Here is an 18,011-nt window from a genome sequence, read left to right on the forward strand (position 1 = left end):
GAAGGCCGCCGGCGCCTCACTCCGGGGAACGGACGCCATGCTGCACACCGATGCCATCATCATCGGCGCGGGCCAGGCCGGTCTCGCCATGAGCCACTGCCTGTCCGCCCGGCGGATCGAACACGTCGTCCTGGAGCGCGGCCGCGTCGCCGAGCGCTGGCGCAGCGAGCGCTGGGATTCGCTCCGGATGCTCACGCCCAATTGGATGAGCCGGCTGCCCGGCCATGCCTATTCCGGCGCGGAGCCGGAGGGCTACATGACCATGCCGGAGGTCGTCGCCTTCCTGGCATCCTACGCCGCGCGCATGCCGGTCATGACGGGCCAGACCGTGCGCTCCCTGTGCCGCGTCCCCGGCGGGTACCGCGTGGAGGCGAGCGGCGGCACCTGGATGGCGTCCGCCGTGGTGATCGCCACCGGGCAGTGCGACGTGCCCTGCGTGCCGGCCATGGCCGCGGATTTGCCGCCGGAGATCCGCCAGATCACCGCCGCTGGCTACAAGCGGCCTTCGCAGTTGCCGAAGGGCGGCGTCCTGGTGGTCGGCGCCTCCGCCAGCGGCGCCCAGATCGCCGAGGAGCTGCATCGCTCCGGCCGGCCCGTGACCCTCTCCGCCGGACGCCATGTCCGCCTGCCCCGGCGCTACCGCGACCGTGACATCATGGACTGGATGGACCGCATCGGCCTGCTCGCCGAGCCGGCCGATCCCGACCGCGACCTGGCCCTGGCCCGCATGCAGCCCTCCTTCCAGCTCGTCGGATCGCCGGAGGGGCGGGATATCGACCTCGGCACGCTGCATGCGCTCGGCCTGCGTGTGGTGGGGCGGGTGGCGGGCCTCGCCGCGGGCGTGCTGCATCTGCGGAACGACCTCGCCGAGACGACGGCAGCCGCGCAGCGCAGCCTCGACCGGCTGCTAGACCGGATCGACCTCGCCGCCGATGCGCATGGCGCGCCCGCGGAAGCGCGGCCCGCGCCCATCGCCCTCGACCCATCGCCCGCGCAGCTCGACCTCGCGGCCGAAGGCATCCGCAGCGTCGTCTGGGCCACCGGCTACCGGCGCGACTACGGCTGGCTGCACGTCCCCGTGCTCGATGCCGCCGGCGAGATCCGGCATCGCGGCGGAATCACGCCGGCGCCCGGCCTCTACGCGCTCGGCCTGCGCTTCCTGCGGCGGCGCAACTCGAACTTCCTCGACGGCGTCGGCGCCGATGCGGCCGAGCTCGCCGAGGACATCCAGGACCACCTCGCCAATCCCGGCCGTGCCGCGGCCTGACCCGGAGGAGACGGATCATGACCGTTCGCAACGACTATGACGCGCTGGTGGTGGGCGCGCGCTGCGCCGGCGCCGCGACCGCGCTGCTGCTGGCCCGGCAAGGCCTGCGCGTGCTCGCCGTGGACCGCGGCGGCTACGGCACGGACACGCTCTCCACCCATGCGCTGATGCGCGGCGGCGTGATGCTGCTCGATCGCTGGGGCGTGCTGCCGCGGATCGTCGAGGCCGGCACCCCGGCCGTGCGCCGCGTCACCTTCCACTACGGCGAGGAGGAGATCGCGGTCGACCTCCGCCCGGCGGACGGCATCGACGCGCTCTACGCCCCGCGCCGGACGCTGCTCGACAGCGCGCTGGTGGATGCCGCCGTCGAGGCGGGCGCCGAGATCCGCCACGGCCACGACATGGTGGGGCTGCTGCGCGAGTCGGGCGGCCGCGTCACCGGTGCCAGCCTGCTGGATGCCGAGGGGCGGGTCTCCCGCATCTCCTGCGCCCTCGTGGTCGGCGCCGATGGCGCCGGCTCCGGCGTCGCGCGCCAGGTCGAGGCCGCGACGCTGCACCGTGGCCGGCACGCCGCGCCCGTCACCTACGGCTACTGGAGCGGGCTGCCCCGCAGCGGCTACCACTGGCACTACCGCCAGGGCGCGAGCGCCGGCTGCATCGAGACCAATGCCGGCCAGCACTGCATCTTCGTCTCGGCCCCGGCCGAGCACTTCCAGGCCGCGCCGCGCGAAGGGCGCGAGGCGCAGTTCCGCCGGATCCTCGCCCAGGTGGCGCCTGAGCTGGCCCGCCAGCTCGCGGACGCCGAGTTGCAGGGGCCGCTGCGCAGCTTCGCCGGGCGGCGAGGCTTCCTGCGGCAGTGCCATGGGCCGGGCTGGGCGCTGGTCGGTGACGCCGGCTACTTCAAGGACCCGATCACGGCGCATGGCATCACCGACGCGCTGCGGGACGCATCCCTCCTCGCCGACGCGGTCGCGCGGGGCGACATGGGCCACTACGCCGCCATGCGCGACGAGCTGTCGCTGCCGCTCTTCCACACGACGGACGAGATCGCCGGCTACGGCTGGGAGCTGGAGGCGCTCAAGGCGCTGCACCGGGACCTGAACATGGCCATGAAGCGGGAGGTCGCGCAGCTGCTGGCGATGGGCCCGGCCTGCCGGGAGGATGCGCCCCGGGAGGACGTGCCCCGGGAGGACGTGCCATGAGCGGCTGGGACGGCGTCGCCGCGGGCAGGCCGAAGCCCGGCCAGGCCGCCGAGCGCCGGCGCCGCACCAGCCTCGAGGACGTGCATCGCTTCTCCGCCATGACCGGCGACTGCAACCCGCTGCACTATGATGCGGAGCTGGCCGCCGCCACGCCCTTCGCCGGGCTGATCGTGCAGGGTGGCGTCACCTCGGGCCTGCTGAACGCCGTCGTGGCCGAGGACCTGCCAGGCCCCGGCTCGGTCTTCCTCGGCGTGGAATGGCGCTTCGTGAAGGCAGTGCGCGTCGGCGAGGAGATCGTCGCGCGCGTGGAGGTGGCCTCGGTGCGCGACGACAAGCCGATCTGCAACCTCGTGACCATCGTGCGCAACGGCGACGGCGAGACCTGCCTCACCGGAACGGCCGTGACCTACACCGTGCCGCTGGCCGTCGCGACCACGGCCGTCTCCGGCAGCCCCGCGAGCGCGAGCCCCTCGGCGAAGCGGTCCACGACCGCCGTGTCCGGGCAGAAGAAGAGGTCGGTGCGCCCGTAGGCGCAGCTGTAGTCCGGCACGCGCCGCAGCAGCTCCTCGACGCTCGCGCGCGCCGCCTCGCCGCGGCCGGTCAGGCCGAGCGCCGCGGCGTGCAGCGCGAAGGTGCAGTGGCTCGCATTCTGCAGGCGCATCGCCATCCGGCTGCAGCTCACCGCCGCCTCCAGGTCGCCCAGCGCGAAATGCGCGAGCGCGCGGAGGTGGTGGAAGCTCGTCAGATGCGGGTCGCGCGGGCTGAGCTCGATCGCGCGCTCCACCAGCGCCAGCGCGTCGATCTCGCGCCCGCACCAGGTGAGCGCGAAGGCCAGCGCGAAATAGCCCTGGGCGAAGCTCGGATTCAGCTCCACGCATTGCTCGAGCGCGGCGACCGCGTCCTCGTGCTGGCCCAGCATGCAATGCGCCCGGCCGAGCACGCAGAGGTTCATGCAGTCGCGATCGTCCAGCGCGACGGCGGTGCGCGCGCCGCGCATCGCCTCCGCCAGCAGCCTCGGCCGCTGCTCCGGCGGGCTGATGAAGGCGCGCTGGAGATGCACGTAGGACAGCGCGCCATGCGCGCGCGCGAAGCCAGGCTCCAGCGCGACGGCCTGGCGGAACATCTCCTCCGCCTGGTCCATGCTGGGCCGGGTGAAGCCCCAGAGGTTCCACAGCCCGCGCTGGTAGCTGTCCCAGGCGTCGAGGTTCTCCGGCGGCTTGCGCATCGCGAGCTCGCGCTCGATGCGCCCGAGCTCGGGCTCCATCACGGCCGCGATCTGCCGCGCCATGGCGTCGGTGACGGGCATGATGTCCATCAGCGGCAGGTCGTAGGTCTCCGACCAGAGCTGCCGGCCGGTCTCGGCGCAGATCAGGTCGGCGACGATCCGCACGTTGCTGCCGCGCCTCAGCACGCTGCCCTGCATCAGGTAGCGCACCTTCAACGCCACCGCGATCTCGCGCAGCGGCACCTGCCGATCGCCGAAGGCGGCGCCGGAATGGCGGCTCAGCACGTCGAGCCAGCGGTTGCGCGCCAGCAGCCGGATGACGTCCTCGGTCAGGCCATAGGCGAAGTACTCGGTGCCGGAATCCGGGTTCAGGTCGACGAAGGGCAGCACGACGATCGAGGGCTTGCGGGACTCGCCGCCCGGCACGGGAGGCAGCGTCGGCGTTTCGGCCTCCGCGGCGGGCACGGCCTCCGGCTCCGCCTCCGTCACCTCGCCCATGAAGCGGAAGCCGCGCTTGTGGATGGTCTTGATCAGCTCCTGCCGGTCGCCGTCGTCGCCGAGCGCGCGGCGCGCGGCGTTGATGCGGCTGCTCAGCGCCGCCTCGGAGACGATGCGCCCGTTCCACACCGCGTCCAGCAGCTCGTCCTTGCTGACGACGCGGCCACGGTTCTCGATCAGGTGAACCAGCAGGTCGAAGACCTGCGGTTCGACATGGACGGGCTCATCGCCCCGGCGCAGTTCCTTGCGGCCCAGGTCGATCTCGTGCCCGGCAAAGCGCAGCATTGCCGAATCTCCGACGGCGCCCAGCCTCCGAGGCCAGGACATCAATCATTCTCGCGCCTGGGCCGGTCGCGCTCAAGCCTTCATAGCATCGAGTGTCGGAATTCTGCATGTCATCTGCATATCAAAAGCAAATCTCCAGAAATCCGGAAGGTGACCTTCAAGTCCTCACGCGGGTGAAGCGGCAAAAGGATGGGATCGACGCACGACGCATCGATACGCCACGCACACCCAGAAAGGACAGAATCGTGATCATCTTGGATATGCTCGCCCAGTTCGCGCTTTGGCAGGACCGGGCCCGGAGCCGGCGCATGCTGCTTCAGCTCGACGACCACCTGCTGCAGGACATCGGAATGACGGAGGACATGCTCGCCGCGGAGACCGGCAAGCCCTGGTGGCGCGTCTGAGCGCGCGGCCGCGGGTCCCGGCCGGGCAGGCGGACGCGTTCCCCTTGCCCGGCCGGCGGCATCTGGCGCAGCCTGCCGCAAATGCCACGACCGCGGCCGCCCGATCAGGAGCCGAGCCATGAACGACGCCATGCCCTGCTGCCATGCGGCAGCCCCGAAAGCCGTCGCGGCCGCGCATCCGCTGGACCCGCTGACGCCGGCCGAGTTCCAGGCCGTTTTCGCCATCATCCGCGCCGATCCGGAATTTTCGGAAGGCGTGCTCTTCGAGACGGTGGAGCTCTTCGATCCCGACAGGGCCGCGCTCGCCGCCTGGCCGGAAACGCCCGTGCCGCGCCATGCCCGCGCCAACCTGTTCCGCACGGATGCGATGGGCGTCTGGCGGCTGGTGGTCTCGCTGGACGAGGGTCGCATCCTCTCCCGCAGGCATCTGCCCGACGCGCGGCCGACCATCCAGCTCGAGCAGTTCCTCATGATCGAGCGCGTGGTCCGCGACGATCCGCGCTTCGCCGAGGCCTGCCGCAGGCGCGGCATCGAGGATGTGGAAAAGGTCTGCGTGGATCCCTGGTCCGCCGGCAGCTTCGGCGTGCCGGGCGAGGAGGGCCGCCACCTCGCGCACACCTTCTGCTGGCTCCGCCTGCGCGAGAACGAGAACTTTTATGCGCATCCCATCGAGGGGCTGAACGCCGTCGTCGATATCCTCGCCGGCACCGTGCTCCGCGTGGACGATCATGGCGGCCCGCCGATCCCCATGGCCGAGTCCAACTACGACCATGATTTCCTCGAACACGCGCGCGATCCCTGGAAGCCGCTCGACGTGGTGCAGCCGCAGGGCGTGAGCTTCGCGCTGGCAGGCCGCTGCCTCACCTGGGACCGCTGGTCCCTGCGGATCGGCTTCAACGCGCGCGAGGCGCTGACCCTCCACGACATCCGCTACGACGGGCGGCCCATCCTGCACCGCGCCTCGCTGGTGGAGATGGTCGTGCCCTATGGCAGCCCCGAGCGCGGGCACTTCCGCAAGAACGTCTTCGACGTGGGCGAGTACGGGCTCGGCAAGCTGGCCAATTCGCTGAAGCTCGGCTGCGACTGCCTGGGCTCCATCCAGTATCTCGACGCCCATCTCGGCACCATGACCGGCGAGGTGATGACCATCGAGAACGCCATCTGTATCCATGAGGAGGATCACGGCCTGCTCTGGAAGCACTGGGATTTCCGCACGGAGCGGACCGAGGTGCGGCGGGCGCGGCGGCTGGTGGTCTCCACCATCTGCACCGTCGGAAACTACGAATACGCGCTCTACTGGTACCTGCACACGGACGGCATGATCCAGTTCGAGGTGAAGGCGACCGGCATCATCAACACCGTCGCCTGCGAGCCCGGCCAGCCCGGAAAATTCGCGCGCGAGGTGATGCCCGGCGTGGCGGGGCAGATCCACCAGCACATCTTCTGCGCGCGGCTGGAGATGGCGGTGGACGGCGCCGGCAATTCCGTCGTGGAGTCCAACACGCGCGCCGTGGAGGACGGGCCGGAGAACCCCTACGGCAACGCCTTCTTCGAGGAGGAGACGGTCCTCCGCACCGAGCTGGAGGCCTGCCGCAGGATCGAGCCGGCGAGCATGCGCAGCTGGAAGGTGATCAATCCGAACCGCGTCAACCAGGTCGGCCGTCCCACCGCCTACAAGCTGGAGCCCACCCATGCGGTGACGCCCTTCCTGCGGCCCGATTCACCTTCCGGCCGGCGCGCGGCCTTCACGCGGAACCACCTCTGGGTCACGCCCTTCGACCCGGAGGAGCGCTATCCGGCCGGCGAGTACATGAACCATTCCGACGGGCGCGGCGACATCTCGGAGATCGTGCGGCAGGACCGGCCGATCGAGAACGCCGACCTCGTGGTCTGGCACACCTTCGGCCTGCACCACACCGTCCGGCCCGAGGACTTTCCGGTGCAGCCCTGCATCACCACCGGCTTCAAGCTGATGCCGAGCGGCTTCTTCGACCGCAATCCCGGCATCGACCTGGCGCCGTCGGTCAACGGCGCGAGCTGCCACGCGAAGGCTTAGAGTCCGCTTGGAAACTCCGCCGCCGGAGTTTCCAAACGGCGTCTGAGATCCTCAGGCGAGATGCCGGTCGAAGAAGGCGGAAATCTCACCGAAGGCTTCGAGTGTCTCGGGCACGCTCGGATCGAGGAATTGCGCGTGGCTCTGGCCTTCGAAGACCTGCAGCGCGGCCTCCGCGCCCGCCTGCCGCAGCTTGCGGTGGGCACGCACGGTGTCACTGAGCAGCAGGTCGCGCGTGCCCGTGGTCAGGATGGCCGGCGGAAAGCCGGAGAAATCGCCATAGACGGGCGAGATCAGCGGGTCGCGCAGGTCGCGCCCGTTCGCGTAGAGCCCGGCCGCCGCGCCGGCCCAGCCGGTATTCGAGACCAGCACATTGTCCACATAGGCATTGGCCTGGCGTGAATCCCCCTCGCCGGTGAGGTCGCACCAGGGCGTCCCCGGCGCGATGGCGGCCGGCAGCGGCAGGCCCTCGGCCCTGGCGCGCAGGATCATGGCCAGCGTCAGCCCGCCGCCGGCGGAGGCGCCGAAGATCGCCATCTTCCGCGGATCGTTCTGCCCGAGCAGGGCGCGCCAGACGGCGATGGAATCGTCGAGCGCGGCGGGGAACGGAAAATCCGGCGCCATGCGGTAGTCGATGGAGACCACGCGGAAGCGGCCGTAGCCCGCCATCATCATGCCCTCGCCGGCGCCGGCCTCGCCGGGATAGAGGACATAGCCGCCGCCATGCACGTGGACGAGCAGCCGGTCGCGGTTCGCGGCCGGCAGGTCGTCGGGCGTGATGGCGAAAGCGGGAACCCCGGCGATGCGGGTGGCCTGGACATGGACCTTCAGATGCTGCCGCAGCGCGGGCAGGTGCGGCGCGACGGCGGCGGCGCTCTGGGCCTGCATCGCTCGCCATCCGGCGGCGTCCTGCGGGATCGTGTCCCAGCCCGGCGGGAAGGGCGCGCCGATGCGGATGCGGAGTTCGGAGCTTACTGTGTTGGGGACGGGTAGTAGGCGCGCCGGCAGGGACCGCGGCGCCGGGATCGGCGCGGCCTGCTGGCCCCAGGCCGCGGCGGGCAGCCCCGCCAGGGTGGAGGCCGCGAAGAGGCGGCGGGAGAGAAGCGGGCCTGGGCGGCGGATCATCGAGGCATCCTGCCCGAATCTTCCTGCATCGCTCAATCGCGCGATCGGCGGCAGAGCCCTTCGGCAGGGGCGCGGAGCGGCCTGCCGATCAGGACGAGAGCGCCTGCCAGCCCGGCAAAAGCTCGGGGCATTGGCCTGGCGCAAGGAGAACCGCGCGCTCGACCCGCAGGCCGCCACCTTCCGGCAGATGCGTCACTGCGCAGATCGAGAAGCTCTCCATGATGATCGAAGAGGCGCCGAACAAGGGGACGTTCAGCACGGGCTCGTGATCGTCCGGAATGTCGGCCCATCCGATCAGGCGGTAGTCTCCCGGCTCCCCCCTGTAGACCTTCATGAGCTCCTTACCCGACCATCGCCCCCACTACAGTTATCATAATAGTTTTAAGTGCAGTAATTTCCTACCATCCGATACCCGTCGGGCGCAGCCCGCGAAGCGCAGCCCGCGAAGCGCAGACTGAGCGAGCGCAGGTAGCCGGCAGGACCGGCTGAGGCATGTTGGCCAATGAGGGCTTGGAACGCCCCAAGGTCGGGCGCTGACTGCTAGCCGCAGAAGCTCCACCTCGGGGAGGAGAGCTCGCACTCATGCTGCCCGTCCTAGGTCGGCTTGCTTCAGCATGGCCGATGTCGGCTGCAGGAGGTTGGCGTGGGGCGCCAAATGGCGGGAAATCGCCGAAAGATGGTCGGAGTGGCGGGATTCGAACCCACGACCCCCAGTCCCCCAGACTGATGCGCTACCAGGCTGCGCTACACTCCGACGGGCGCTGCCTTACCACCCGACGCGCCTTTGTCAAAGAGGCTCCTCAGACGATCGGCCCTGCATAGAGATCGCCCCTCGTCGGCGGCAGGCCGGACGCGCCGCGCGCCTTCTTCGTCGCCACCGTCTGGAAGATTCCCACGCTCCCCCGCTCGAAGGCCAAGGCACAGCCGGCGAGATAGACCAGCCAGATCCGCGTCTTGGCCGCGCCCACCTCGGCCTCCGCAGCCGCGCGATTGGCGTAGAGATTCTCGGTCCAGAGCCGGCAGGTGCGGCCGTAATGCTCGCGCCAGCCCTCGGTGTCGTGGATCTCGAAGCCGTTGCGCTCCAGGGCGTCGGTGGTGCCGCCGATGTGGTCGAGCTCGCCGCCGGGGAAGATGTAGTTCACCAGCGCGGCGAATTCCGGCCGCTTCTTCCGGAACTCGCGCTCGGTCCGCTTCATCGGCCGCGCGATGGCGTGGTGCAGGTAGATCCCGCGCGGCCGCAGCAGCGACCGGATGTGGCCGAAATAGCCGTCGCGGTTGTCGAGCCCGACATGCTCGAACATGCCGATGGAAGCGACCTTGTCGAACTCCATGCCCTGCAGGCTGCGGAAGTCGCGCAGCTCGATCGTCACGCGGTCCTCCAGGCCGAGGCGGTTCACCTTTTCCGTCGCGAAGTCGAACTGCGCCTGGCTCAGCGTCACGCCATGCGCCTGCACGTCGTGGTGCTGCGCCGCGTGGCAGACCAGCCCGCCCCAGCCGCAGCCGATGTCGAGGAAGCGTTCGCCGGGGGCCAGCCGCAGCTTGCGGCAGATCATCTCCAGCTTGGCCTTCTGGGCCGTGGCGAGATCGGCCTGCCAGTCCGGGAAATAGGCGCAGGAGTAGACCATCTCCGGGTCGAGGAAGAGCGCGTAGAAGGCGTTGGCGAGGTCGTAGTGGAACTGGACCTGCGCCCTGTCGTCGCGGCCGGCCTCCGCGCGCGCCTCCTGGACGCCCGCATAGGCATGGCTGGGGTCAGCCGCTCCCGAGCCGAAGAGGAAGGGCAGCAGGACCCGCGCCAACGCGAGCTTGCTCACGCCGCGCGCCAGCCCGCGCGTGCCCTTCTCGCCGCGCCGCGCCGCGAGGTCGAGCAGCGTCCCGCCCTCGATCTCGATCAGCCCCTCGGCGAGGAGGTCGATCAGCGTCGGCAGGCGCGGACGACGCAGCAGGCGCGTGACGGCGCGCGGGTCCCGGACGGCGACGGCGAGGTCGCCGCTCCAGCGCGGACCGAGCGGGATGGCCTCGCCGTCCCAAAGGCGGAGGGCGAGATCGAGGTCGAGCCTCGGGGCGAGATCGGCAATCAGGCGGCGAAGCACGGCAAGGCGGGAGGCGGACGTCATCGGCGGAAATTGCCACAAGGCGCGACGCTTCCCTACCCCGGCGCATGCCGGGGACTGAAGGCCGGCGACGACCACCGCACCCTGCTGGCCTCGTTCTTGCACCGAAACACATTACAACACGTCTTTGAGGAGTTTCGATGGTCGCGCGTCGCACGCTGTTGGCTGCTTCTGCAGTTTCGCTGACCAGCCCTGCCCTCGTTTCGCGCAGCTCGCTGGGCCAGACGAGACGCCGGGTGAAGATCGGCTCGGCCTTCACCACCACCACCAACGCCGCCTTCCTGATGCCCGACATGCTGAAGGCCGAGGGCATCGATGCCGAGATCGTCACCTTCCCGAGCCTCGTGCAGCGCATGCAGGCCGTGGCCTCGGGCGATGTGGACGTCGGCAATGGCGGCCTCTCCGCGACGATGCAGATCGCGGTGAAGGGCTTCCCGATGTCCGTGCTGGCCAATGGCTGCGACGGCGGCTGGATGCTGCTGGCCAAGCCGGAGATCCGCAGCTTCGCCGCGCTGCGCGGCAAGAAGATCGCGGTGCAGAACGGCTCCATCGGGCTGGTCAGCCTCGCCTGGAAGCTGAAGCAGGAGGGCCTCGAGGGCGCGGTCGAGCTCGTCTACATGGACAACCAGGACCAGCCGATCCCGCTGATGCGCGGCGACGTGAGCGCCATTTGCTGCTTCGAGCCCTATTGCTCGCTGGCCGAGTTGCAGGGCTGGGGCCACAAGCTCTGGGTTCCCTACGACACGCCCATGGGCAAGACGAACCTCGGCTTCGTCGCCTCCGTGCCCTTCATCCGCAACAACCCGGACCTCGTGCGCAGCATCGTGCGGGCGCATGTCCGCGCGACCAACGAGATGAAGAACAACCCGTCGATCGCGGTGCAGACCACCATCCAGCAGTTCCGCATGACGCGCGAGGTCGCCGAGGCCTCCACGCGGAACCTCTTCTTCTCCGCCGAATCCGGGCCGCCCTTCCAGGACGGGCTCAAGGCGCTGGCGCGGATGATGATCGAGCAGAACCTGCTGGAGCGGGAGCCCGACTGGGCCGAGTTCATCAACACCAGCTTCCTGACCTGACTTGTCCAGCCGCATCTTCGGCCTGCTGCCGCTGGTCGCGCTGCTGGCGGCCTGGCAGGCGGCCGCGGCCGCGCGGATCTATCCGACGCTGCTGCTGCCGCCGCCCATCGCAGTGCTCCAGGCCTTCACGACGGAATACGCCGCGATCCTGGCCAATGCCGGCGCCAGCATCACGCGCGTCGCCGTCGGCGTGGGCATCGCCTTCTGCGTGGCGGTGCCGCTGGGTCTGCTGATCGGGCGCTACCAGATCCTCGACCGGCTCACCGACTGGTCGATCCAGATCTTCCGGTCCGTGCCGCCGATCTCGCTGATCCCCATGGCGCTGCTGTTCTTCGGCATCGGCGACAAGCCGGCCATCATGCTGATCTTCCTCTCGGCGACATGGCCGCTGCTGATCAACACGATCTTCGGCGTGCGCAGCATCGACCGCACGCTGCTCAAGGTGGCGAAGGCGGCGCGGGCCAGCGAGGCGCTGATCTTCCGCGACATCATCCTGCCGAGCTCGATGCCGGCGATCTTCACGGGGCTGCGGCTGGCCATCGGCGGCGGCTGGCTCACCGTGGTGACGGCGGAGATGATCGCGGTGCGCTCGGGCCTCGGCTACATGATCCTGAACGCGCAGCTCACCTTCCGCTCCGAGCTCATCGTCGCCGGCATCATCGTGATCGGCGCCATCGGCCTGCTGGCCGACCAGGGCGTGCGCGTGCTGCGCGAGCGGGTCTGCCGCTGGCAGGAGGGCCTCACGGCCCAAGCGGAATGATGGTGTCGGAATGAGCATCGACGGATTTCTCGAATGCCGCGGCGTCGGCAAGACCTACCAGGGCAAGTCCGGTGCGGTGGAGGCGCTGCGCGGCATCGACCTCGCCTGCGGCACGGGCGAGTTCGTCTGCCTGCTCGGCCTCTCGGGCTGCGGCAAGTCCACCCTGCTGCAGATGATCGCGGGGCTGGAGACGCCGAGCACCGGCACCATCGCGATCAACGGCCAGCCGCTCGCCGGGCCCTCCGCCGAGACCAGCATCGTCTTCCAGGATCACGGCCTCTTCCCCTGGATGACGGTGCAGAAGAACGTCGAGTTCAACATGAAGGCGCGCGGCGTCGCCGCTGCCGAGCGCCGCGAGCGCGCGGAGAAATTCCTGGCGATGACCGGCCTCTCCGGCTTCGCCAAGCGCTATCCGCACGAGCTCTCCGGCGGCATGCGCCAGCGCGTCGGCATCGCCCGCGCGCTGACCACGCAGCCCAAGGCGCTGCTGATGGACGAGCCCTTCGGCGCGCTCGACGCCCAGACGCGCGGCCGCCTGCAGGAGGAGCTGCTGCAGATCTGGGAGGGCCAGCGCACGACGGTGCTCTTCGTGACCCACAGCATCGACGAGGCGGTCTTTCTCGCCGACCGCGTGGTCGTCTTCTCGCCGCGGCCCGGCCGGATCTCAGCCGTCGTGCCGGTCGACCTGCCGCGCCCGCGCGATCCGGAATCGCCCGGCTTCATCGCGCTGTCGAAGGAGCTGCGACACAAGCTGGCCCCGGATCTGCACGGGGCGCCTTTAGGTTAGACCATGATGCGTTCGCATTCGCTCAGGCATCATGTTTTAACCTTTTGTTTTAGCGTGTAATTCAGACCTCCGGCGCCTTCCTGCCTTCGGTCATCACGCTTCAGGAGAAGCTGCGCGAGGACTTCGCGACGCCCTGCGCTGCCTCGACGTCCGCGCGGCGCAGCAGCAGCGCGGTTGCCAGGGCGACCAGCCCGCTCACCGCCATGATCGCCGTCATCGGCCAGGGCGTGCCGTCGTTCACCAGGCCGAGGAGCGTGCTGGAGACGGCGCCGAAGCCGAACTGCATGCCGCCCGCCAGCGCCGAGGCGGAGCCCGCGCGATGCGGAAAAGCCGAGAGCGCCACCGCCATGGCATTGGCGCTCACAAGCCCGAGCATCGAGATGTAGAAGAAGACCGGCACCACCAGCCCCGCCAGCCCGCCGAAGCCCGTGCGCCCGGCGACGGCCAGCGCCACCCCGCCCGCGGCCGCGACGCAGATGCCGCGCAGCAGCAGGCGCTCGGGCCCGAGGCGCATCACCAGCCGCCGGTTCACCACGTTCAGCGCCATCATGCCCGCGATGTTGATGGCGAAGAGCAGGCCGTAGAGCTCGGCCGGCACGTGGTGGTACTGCACATAGGCGAAGGGGCTGCCCGCCAGGAAGGCGAAGCAGCCGGCGTAGAAGAAGCCGCCGGCCAGCGCCGCCCCGAGGAAGCGGCGATGAGACAGCATCTCGGCATAGCCGTAGAGGACATCCGGCAGCCTCAGCGAAGCGCGCATCGCCGGCGCCAGCGTCTCCCGCAGGAAGAGCGCGCCGATCAGCGCCGCCACGCCGAAGCCCATCTGCGTCCAGAAGACCGCGCGCCAGCCGAACCAGAGCAGCGCCTGGCCGCCGAGGCTCGGCGCCAGCAGCGGCGCCACGCCCATCACCAGCATCAGCAGCGACAGCGCCCGGGCCGCGCGCTCGCGCCCATAGACGTCGCGCACCATGGCCCGCGCCAGCACCGGCCCGGCGCAGGCCGCCAGCGCCTGGAGGCAGCGCCAGAAGATCATCTGATGGACATTGGCGGCGAGCACGCAGCCCAAGGTCGCCACGAGGTAGAGCAGCACCGCCGCCAGCACCGGGATGCGGCGGCCGAAGCGATCGCCAATGGGACCCCAGATCAGCTGACCCAGCCCGAAGCCCACCAGGAAGGAGGAGAGCGTCCACTGCAGCTGCGCGTCCGAGGCATGCAGCGCGGAGGCCATGGCAGGCAGCGCCGGCAGGTACATGTCGGTGGACATGGGCCCGAAGGCCATCAGCAGGCTAAGGATCAGGAGAAGCCGGGCGGCGGCTGCGCCCTCGGGCGGGACAGCCGGGTCTGATGCAGCGGACATGCGAGAGAATATAGGACAGTCAGGCTGACTTGTGCGCCACAAAATGTTGCAGCGCACAACGTCACCGGCAAGGCAGCGTCAATCGATCGGCATGACCAACCGCGCAACCCTCACACGTCGAGGTTCGCCACCTTCAGCGCGTTGCCCACGATGAAGTCGCGCCGCGGCTCCACCACGTCGCCCATCAGCGTCGAGAACACGCCCTCCGCATCCTCGGCATCGTCCACGCGCACCTGCAGCAGCGTGCGCACCGCGGGATCCAGCGTGGTCTTCCAGAGCTGGTCGGGATTCATCTCGCCCAGCCCCTTGAAGCGCTGGATGGAGAGGCCGCGCCGGCCCTGCCCCAAGATGCGGTCGAAGGCCGCCAGCGGCCCGCGCACCTCGGCTTCGCTGGCATCGAAGGCGACCTTCGCGCCGGCGGAGAAGTCGCGCTGCAGGAACTCGCGCCGCTCGTCGAGCCAGCGGGCTTCCGCGCTGCGCAGGGCCGCTGAGGTGAGCGTGTAGCGCTCGGCCACGCCACGCACCATGCGGTGCATGTGCACGCCGTGCTCGTCCACGCTCACCTTCCAGCCGCGCTCGGCGGGCGGCGCCATGGCGTCGAGGCGAGCGGCGAAATCATTCGCCGCCTCCAGCGCGCGCTGCGTGTCGGGCGCGAGGATGCCGGCCATCGCCGCCTGCTCGACGATCTCGACGGGGATGTTCACCGCGAGACGGCGGATGCGTGAGGTCGTCTGGCGCAGCGATTCCACGATCTCCATCAGCTCGTCGCCGGTCGCCTCGCGGCCGGTGGCCAGCGTGATGCGCGCGTTGGCCGTGGCCTTCTCGATCAGGTAGTCCTCGAGCGCGCGGTCGTCCTTCAGGTAGCGCTCGTCCTGGCCGCGCTTGGCGCGGTAGAGCGGCGGCTGCGCGATGTAGAGGTAGCCGCGCTCGATCAGCTCCGGCATCTGCCGGTAGAAGAAGGTCAGCAGCAGCGTGCGGATGTGCGAGCCGTCCACGTCGGCGTCGGTCATGATGATGATGCGGTGGTAGCGCAGCTTGTCCGCCGTGAAGCCGCCCTTGGCCGGCTCGCCCGGCCCGATGCCGGTGCCGAGCGCGGTGATGAGCGTGCCGATCTCGGCACTTGCCAGCATCTTGTCGATGCGCGCGCGCTCGACGTTCAGGATCTTGCCCTTGAGCGGCAGGATCGCCTGGTTCGCGCGGTTGCGCCCCTGCTTCGCGGAACCGCCTGCCGAGTCACCCTCGACCAGGAAAAGCTCGCACTTGGCGGGGTCCTTCTCCTGGCAATCGGCCAGCTTGCCCGGCAGCGTCGAGAATTCGAGGGCGTTCTTGCGTCCCACCTTCTCGCGCGCGAGCTGCGCGGCCTTGCGGGCCACGGCTGACAGCACGACCTGGTCCAGGACGAGCTTGGCCTCCTTCGGATGCGTCTCGAACCAATGCGACAGCGCATCGGCGACGGCCATCTGCACCACCGGCTGCACCTCGGAGGAGACCAGCTTGTCCTTGGTCTGCGAGCTGAACTTAGGGTCCGGCACCTTCACGGACAGCACGCAGGTCAGCCCCTCGCGCATGTCGTCGCCGACGAGCTCGATCTTCTCCTTCTTCGCGAGGTCCTCGGCGTATTTCGCCACCACGCGCGTCAGCGCCTGGCGGAAGCCGGCCTGGTGCGAGCCGCCGTCGCGCTGCGGGATGTTGTTGGTGAAGCAGAGCATCACCTCGCGCGGCGAGCTGGTCCACCACATCGCGAGCTCGACGCGGATGCCCTCGCCTTCCTTGGCGATGACGCTGATGGGCGGCTTGAAGATGGGCTCCTTGCCCTTGTCCAGCCACTCGACGAAGGCGACGAGCCCGCCGTCGAACTTGAACTCGGCCGTCACAGCCGGCACGTGCCGGTCGTCGCGCAGCGTGATGGCGAGGCCCGAGTTGAGGAAGGCCAGCTCGCGCAGCCGCCGCTCCAGGATGGCGAAGTCGTACTCGACATGGGTGAAGGTGCCGGCGGAGGGCTTGAAGGTCACCTCCGTGCCCTGGTGGTGAGCGGGGGCCGGCCCCACGACCTTCAGCGGCTGCACCGTGTCGCCGTGCTCGAAGCGGATGAAGTGCTCGATGCCGCCGCGCCAGATGCGGACTTCCATCCACTCGCTGAGCGCGTTCACCACCGCGGCGCCCACGCCGTGCAGGCCGCCCGAGACCTTGTAGGAGTTCTGGTTGAACTTGCCGCCGGCATGGAGCCGCGTCAGCACCACCTCGGCGGCGCTCACCCCCTCCTCCGCGTGGATGTCGACCGGGATCCCGCGCCCGTCATCCGTCACGGTCACGCTGCCGTCGCCGTTCAGCACGACGTCGACGCGCGAGGCATAGCCGGCCTGCGCCTCGTCCACCGAATTGTCGATGATCTCGAAGGCCATGTGGTGCAGGCCGGAGCCGTCGTCGGTGTCGCCGATGTACATGCCAGGCCGTTTCCGCACGGCTTCGAGGCCGCGCAGGACGGTGATGGAGGCGCCGGTGTAGTCCGCGTCGGAGACCTGATTCGGGAGGTCGCCGCCGGTCGGGGAATCGCTGGTCATCTGGAAATGGAAAACCTCAGGAAAGACCCCTCATATATGGCATTTTTCCTGCGGTTACGGCAGGGGGTTTCGGCGGGCCTGACCCGGCGAAACCGCCCAGTGTTCCGCGGCTTCCGCGAGGGGCGAGAATACCCCCGGATCGGTGCCCGTGAGGAAGCTCTGGGCGGGCAGCGCGGCCAGGGCCTCGAAGAGCGCGGAACGGCGCTCGGAATCCAGGTGGGCGGCCACTTCGTCCAGCAAAAGCAAGGGCGCAAAGCCCCTGCTGGCCGCAATCAGCCCGGCATGGGCCAGCACGGTCGAGATCAGCAGCGCCTTCTGCTCGCCGGTGGAGCAGAGGCCGGCCGCGATGCCTTTCTCGGCATGCGTGAAGAGCAGGTCGGCCCGGTGCGGGCCGGTGAGCGTCGCTCCGGCGGCCGCATCACGGGACCGGGACGCCACCCAGCCGGCGCGCAGGGCGTCCTCGGCGGCCAGGGCGGGCATGGCGTCCAGCAGCTCGGCCGCGGGGTCCTGCAGCGTCAGGACGGCCCGCGGGAAGGCGCCGGCCGCGCCGGCCTCCAGGGTGGCGTTCAGCCGCCCCACCAGCGCGCGCCGGGAGGCGGCGATGGCGATGCCGTGGCGCGCCATCGCATCCTCCAGCCCCGCGATCCAGGCCGGCTCCGCGCGCCGCCCTTCGCGGCCCTGGACCAGCAGCCGGTTACGGTTGGCCATGGCGGTCTCATAAGCGGAAACCTCGCGCGCCAGATGCGGCTCCAGCGCCATGGCGAGCCGATCCAGGAAGCGGCGTCGCCCGCCGGCGCTCTCCTGGAAGAGCCGGTCCATCTGCGGCGTGATCCAGACGGCGGCGACCCGCTCGGCAAGGTCGGACTGCGCGCGCAGCTTCCCGCCATCCAGGCGGAAGGCGCGGCGGTCGGGGCCGCCCTCCTCCGCCGTGCCCGTGCCGACCTCGAAGCCTCCGAGACCGTCGTCGAACTGGCCGGAGACGGCCCAGGGCGGCTCGCCGCCCATCGCCACCTCGGAGATGCGCGCGCCGCGCAGGCCGCGGCCGGGGACGAGCAGGCTGATGGCCTCCAGCAGGTTCGTCTTGCCGGCGCCGTTGGGGCCGGCGAAGACGACCAGTGGCGCGGAGAAGCGCAGGTCGGCAGCGGGGTAGGAGCGGTAGCGCGTGAGGCGCAGGCGAGTCAGGCGCAGCATGGGACCTTCGAGGGGCTTTGCCCCTCGAGCACCCCAGCAGGAAACGGAGTTTCCTGCACCTTCCGCAACCGATGTGGGTCCAGGGAGCGTGCTCCCTGGCGGGGGGTTGGCC

The 18,011-nt window shown here is 70.0% G+C and carries 14 protein-coding genes, 1 tRNA gene and 1 pseudogene; 8 read left to right on the plus strand and 8 right to left on the minus strand.

The window, feature by feature from the left end:
- Positions 1 to 37 precede the first annotated feature (37 nt).
- Genes AC1ROY_RS14210 through AC1ROY_RS14220 form a run of 3 tightly spaced genes read left to right on the plus strand, consistent with a single transcriptional unit; the run spans position 38 to position 2,999 of the window.
- Entirely contained in the window at positions 38 to 1,267 is a 1,230-nt protein-coding gene (locus AC1ROY_RS14210) for an NAD(P)-binding domain-containing protein (RefSeq protein ID WP_493149497.1), read from the plus strand.
- Positions 1,268 to 1,284: 17 nt separating this feature from the next.
- Positions 1,285 to 2,469, plus strand: coding sequence for an NAD(P)/FAD-dependent oxidoreductase (locus AC1ROY_RS14215; protein WP_493149498.1), 1,185 nt, complete (start codon positions 1,285 to 1,287; stop codon positions 2,467 to 2,469).
- Entirely contained in the window at positions 2,466 to 2,999 is a 534-nt protein-coding gene (locus tag AC1ROY_RS14220; RefSeq protein WP_493149499.1) for a MaoC family dehydratase, read from the plus strand. Before AC1ROY_RS14215 ends, AC1ROY_RS14220 begins: the two co-directional genes overlap by 4 nt.
- 338 nt (positions 3,000 to 3,337) lie before the next feature.
- Here AC1ROY_RS14220 and AC1ROY_RS14225 read toward each other — a convergent pair.
- A pseudogene (locus AC1ROY_RS14225) lies at positions 3,338 to 4,519 on the minus strand (winged helix-turn-helix domain-containing protein); the annotation flags it as partial.
- A gap of 203 nt (positions 4,520 to 4,722) precedes the next feature.
- Here AC1ROY_RS14225 and AC1ROY_RS14230 point away from each other — a divergent pair.
- Positions 4,723 to 4,881, plus strand: a complete 159-nt coding sequence (locus tag AC1ROY_RS14230) for a YjiS-like domain-containing protein (RefSeq protein WP_493149500.1) — start codon at positions 4,723 to 4,725, stop codon at positions 4,879 to 4,881.
- Positions 4,882 to 4,999: 118 nt separating this feature from the next.
- Positions 5,000 to 6,937 carry a primary-amine oxidase gene (locus tag AC1ROY_RS14235; RefSeq protein ID WP_493149501.1) on the plus strand — a complete coding sequence of 646 codons (1,938 nt, stop codon included), beginning with the start codon at positions 5,000 to 5,002 and terminating at the stop codon, positions 6,935 to 6,937.
- Between the two features lie 51 nt (positions 6,938 to 6,988).
- Here AC1ROY_RS14235 and AC1ROY_RS14240 read toward each other — a convergent pair whose 3' ends face one another.
- The 4 genes from AC1ROY_RS14240 to AC1ROY_RS14255 all read right to left on the minus strand — a co-directional run bounded on the left by AC1ROY_RS14240 (position 6,989) and on the right by AC1ROY_RS14255 (position 10,173).
- Complete coding sequence (locus tag AC1ROY_RS14240; protein WP_493149502.1) at positions 6,989 to 8,059, minus strand: alpha/beta hydrolase; 1,071 nt, start codon at positions 8,057 to 8,059, stop codon at positions 6,989 to 6,991.
- 88 nt (positions 8,060 to 8,147) lie between these two features.
- Positions 8,148 to 8,393, minus strand: a complete 246-nt coding sequence (locus tag AC1ROY_RS14245; protein WP_493149503.1) for a hypothetical protein — start codon at positions 8,391 to 8,393, stop codon at positions 8,148 to 8,150.
- A gap of 343 nt (positions 8,394 to 8,736) precedes the next feature.
- Positions 8,737 to 8,813, minus strand: a tRNA-Pro gene (locus AC1ROY_RS14250).
- 46 nt (positions 8,814 to 8,859) lie between these two features.
- On the minus strand, positions 8,860 to 10,173 hold the full coding sequence (locus tag AC1ROY_RS14255) for a class I SAM-dependent methyltransferase (protein ID WP_493149504.1): 1,314 nt from the start codon (positions 10,171 to 10,173) through the stop codon (positions 8,860 to 8,862).
- 137 nt (positions 10,174 to 10,310) lie between these two features.
- On the opposite strand from AC1ROY_RS14255, the gene AC1ROY_RS14260 reads away from it, so the two are divergent.
- The 3 genes from AC1ROY_RS14260 to AC1ROY_RS14270 are packed head-to-tail and all read left to right on the plus strand — an operon-like array spanning position 10,311 to position 12,793.
- A complete protein-coding gene (locus AC1ROY_RS14260) occupies positions 10,311 to 11,246 on the plus strand; it encodes an ABC transporter substrate-binding protein (RefSeq protein ID WP_493149505.1) in 936 nt (311 codons plus the stop codon).
- A gap of 1 nt (position 11,247) precedes the next feature.
- Positions 11,248 to 12,006 (plus strand): ABC transporter permease, encoded by a 759-nt coding sequence (locus tag AC1ROY_RS14265; RefSeq protein WP_493149506.1) that lies wholly within the window; start codon positions 11,248 to 11,250, stop codon positions 12,004 to 12,006.
- Positions 12,007 to 12,016: 10 nt separating this feature from the next.
- On the plus strand, positions 12,017 to 12,793 hold the full coding sequence (locus AC1ROY_RS14270; protein WP_493149507.1) for an ABC transporter ATP-binding protein: 777 nt from the start codon (positions 12,017 to 12,019) through the stop codon (positions 12,791 to 12,793).
- A 100-nt stretch (positions 12,794 to 12,893) separates the two neighbouring features.
- Here AC1ROY_RS14270 and AC1ROY_RS14275 read toward each other — a convergent pair whose 3' ends face one another.
- The 3 genes from AC1ROY_RS14275 to recF all read right to left on the minus strand — a co-directional run bounded on the left by AC1ROY_RS14275 (position 12,894) and on the right by recF (position 17,899).
- Positions 12,894 to 14,147: a Bcr/CflA family multidrug efflux MFS transporter gene (locus AC1ROY_RS14275; protein ID WP_493149508.1), complete on the minus strand. Its 1,254-nt coding sequence runs from the start codon at positions 14,145 to 14,147 to the stop codon at positions 12,894 to 12,896.
- A 110-nt stretch (positions 14,148 to 14,257) separates the two neighbouring features.
- Positions 14,258 to 16,708 carry a DNA topoisomerase (ATP-hydrolyzing) subunit B gene (gene gyrB, locus AC1ROY_RS14280; protein ID WP_493149509.1) on the minus strand — a complete coding sequence of 817 codons (2,451 nt, stop codon included), beginning with the start codon at positions 16,706 to 16,708 and terminating at the stop codon, positions 14,258 to 14,260.
- Between the two features lie 54 nt (positions 16,709 to 16,762).
- A complete protein-coding gene (gene recF, locus AC1ROY_RS14285; RefSeq protein ID WP_493149510.1) occupies positions 16,763 to 17,899 on the minus strand; it encodes a DNA replication/repair protein RecF in 1,137 nt (378 codons plus the stop codon).
- Positions 17,900 to 18,011: the final 112 nt, after the last annotated feature.

It is taken from the genome of Roseococcus sp. GW821-FHT12F05, from assembly GCF_058806835.1.

Excerpts from the sequence above, each read along its gene's own strand:
- AC1ROY_RS14270 (WP_493149507.1), top strand. The coding sequence starts at position 12,017 with ATGAGCATCGACGGATTTCTCGAATGCCGCGGCGTCGGCAAGACCTAC.
- AC1ROY_RS14235 (WP_493149501.1), top strand. The coding sequence starts at position 5,000 with ATGAACGACGCCATGCCCTGCTGCCATGCGGCAGCCCCGAAAGCCGTC.
- AC1ROY_RS14245 (WP_493149503.1), bottom strand. The coding sequence starts at position 8,393 with ATGAAGGTCTACAGGGGGGAGCCGGGAGACTACCGCCTGATCGGATGG.
- AC1ROY_RS14255 (WP_493149504.1), bottom strand. The coding sequence starts at position 10,173 with ATGACGTCCGCCTCCCGCCTTGCCGTGCTTCGCCGCCTGATTGCCGAT.
- AC1ROY_RS14240 (WP_493149502.1), bottom strand. The coding sequence starts at position 8,059 with ATGATCCGCCGCCCAGGCCCGCTTCTCTCCCGCCGCCTCTTCGCGGCC.
- AC1ROY_RS14275 (WP_493149508.1), bottom strand. The coding sequence starts at position 14,147 with ATGTCCGCTGCATCAGACCCGGCTGTCCCGCCCGAGGGCGCAGCCGCC.
- AC1ROY_RS14260 (WP_493149505.1), top strand. The coding sequence starts at position 10,311 with ATGGTCGCGCGTCGCACGCTGTTGGCTGCTTCTGCAGTTTCGCTGACC.
- recF (WP_493149510.1), bottom strand. The coding sequence starts at position 17,899 with ATGCTGCGCCTGACTCGCCTGCGCCTCACGCGCTACCGCTCCTACCCC.
- AC1ROY_RS14210 (WP_493149497.1), top strand. The coding sequence starts at position 38 with ATGCTGCACACCGATGCCATCATCATCGGCGCGGGCCAGGCCGGTCTC.
- AC1ROY_RS14215 (WP_493149498.1), top strand. The coding sequence starts at position 1,285 with ATGACCGTTCGCAACGACTATGACGCGCTGGTGGTGGGCGCGCGCTGC.
- gyrB (WP_493149509.1), bottom strand. The coding sequence starts at position 16,708 with ATGACCAGCGATTCCCCGACCGGCGGCGACCTCCCGAATCAGGTCTCC.
- AC1ROY_RS14220 (WP_493149499.1), top strand. The coding sequence starts at position 2,466 with ATGAGCGGCTGGGACGGCGTCGCCGCGGGCAGGCCGAAGCCCGGCCAG.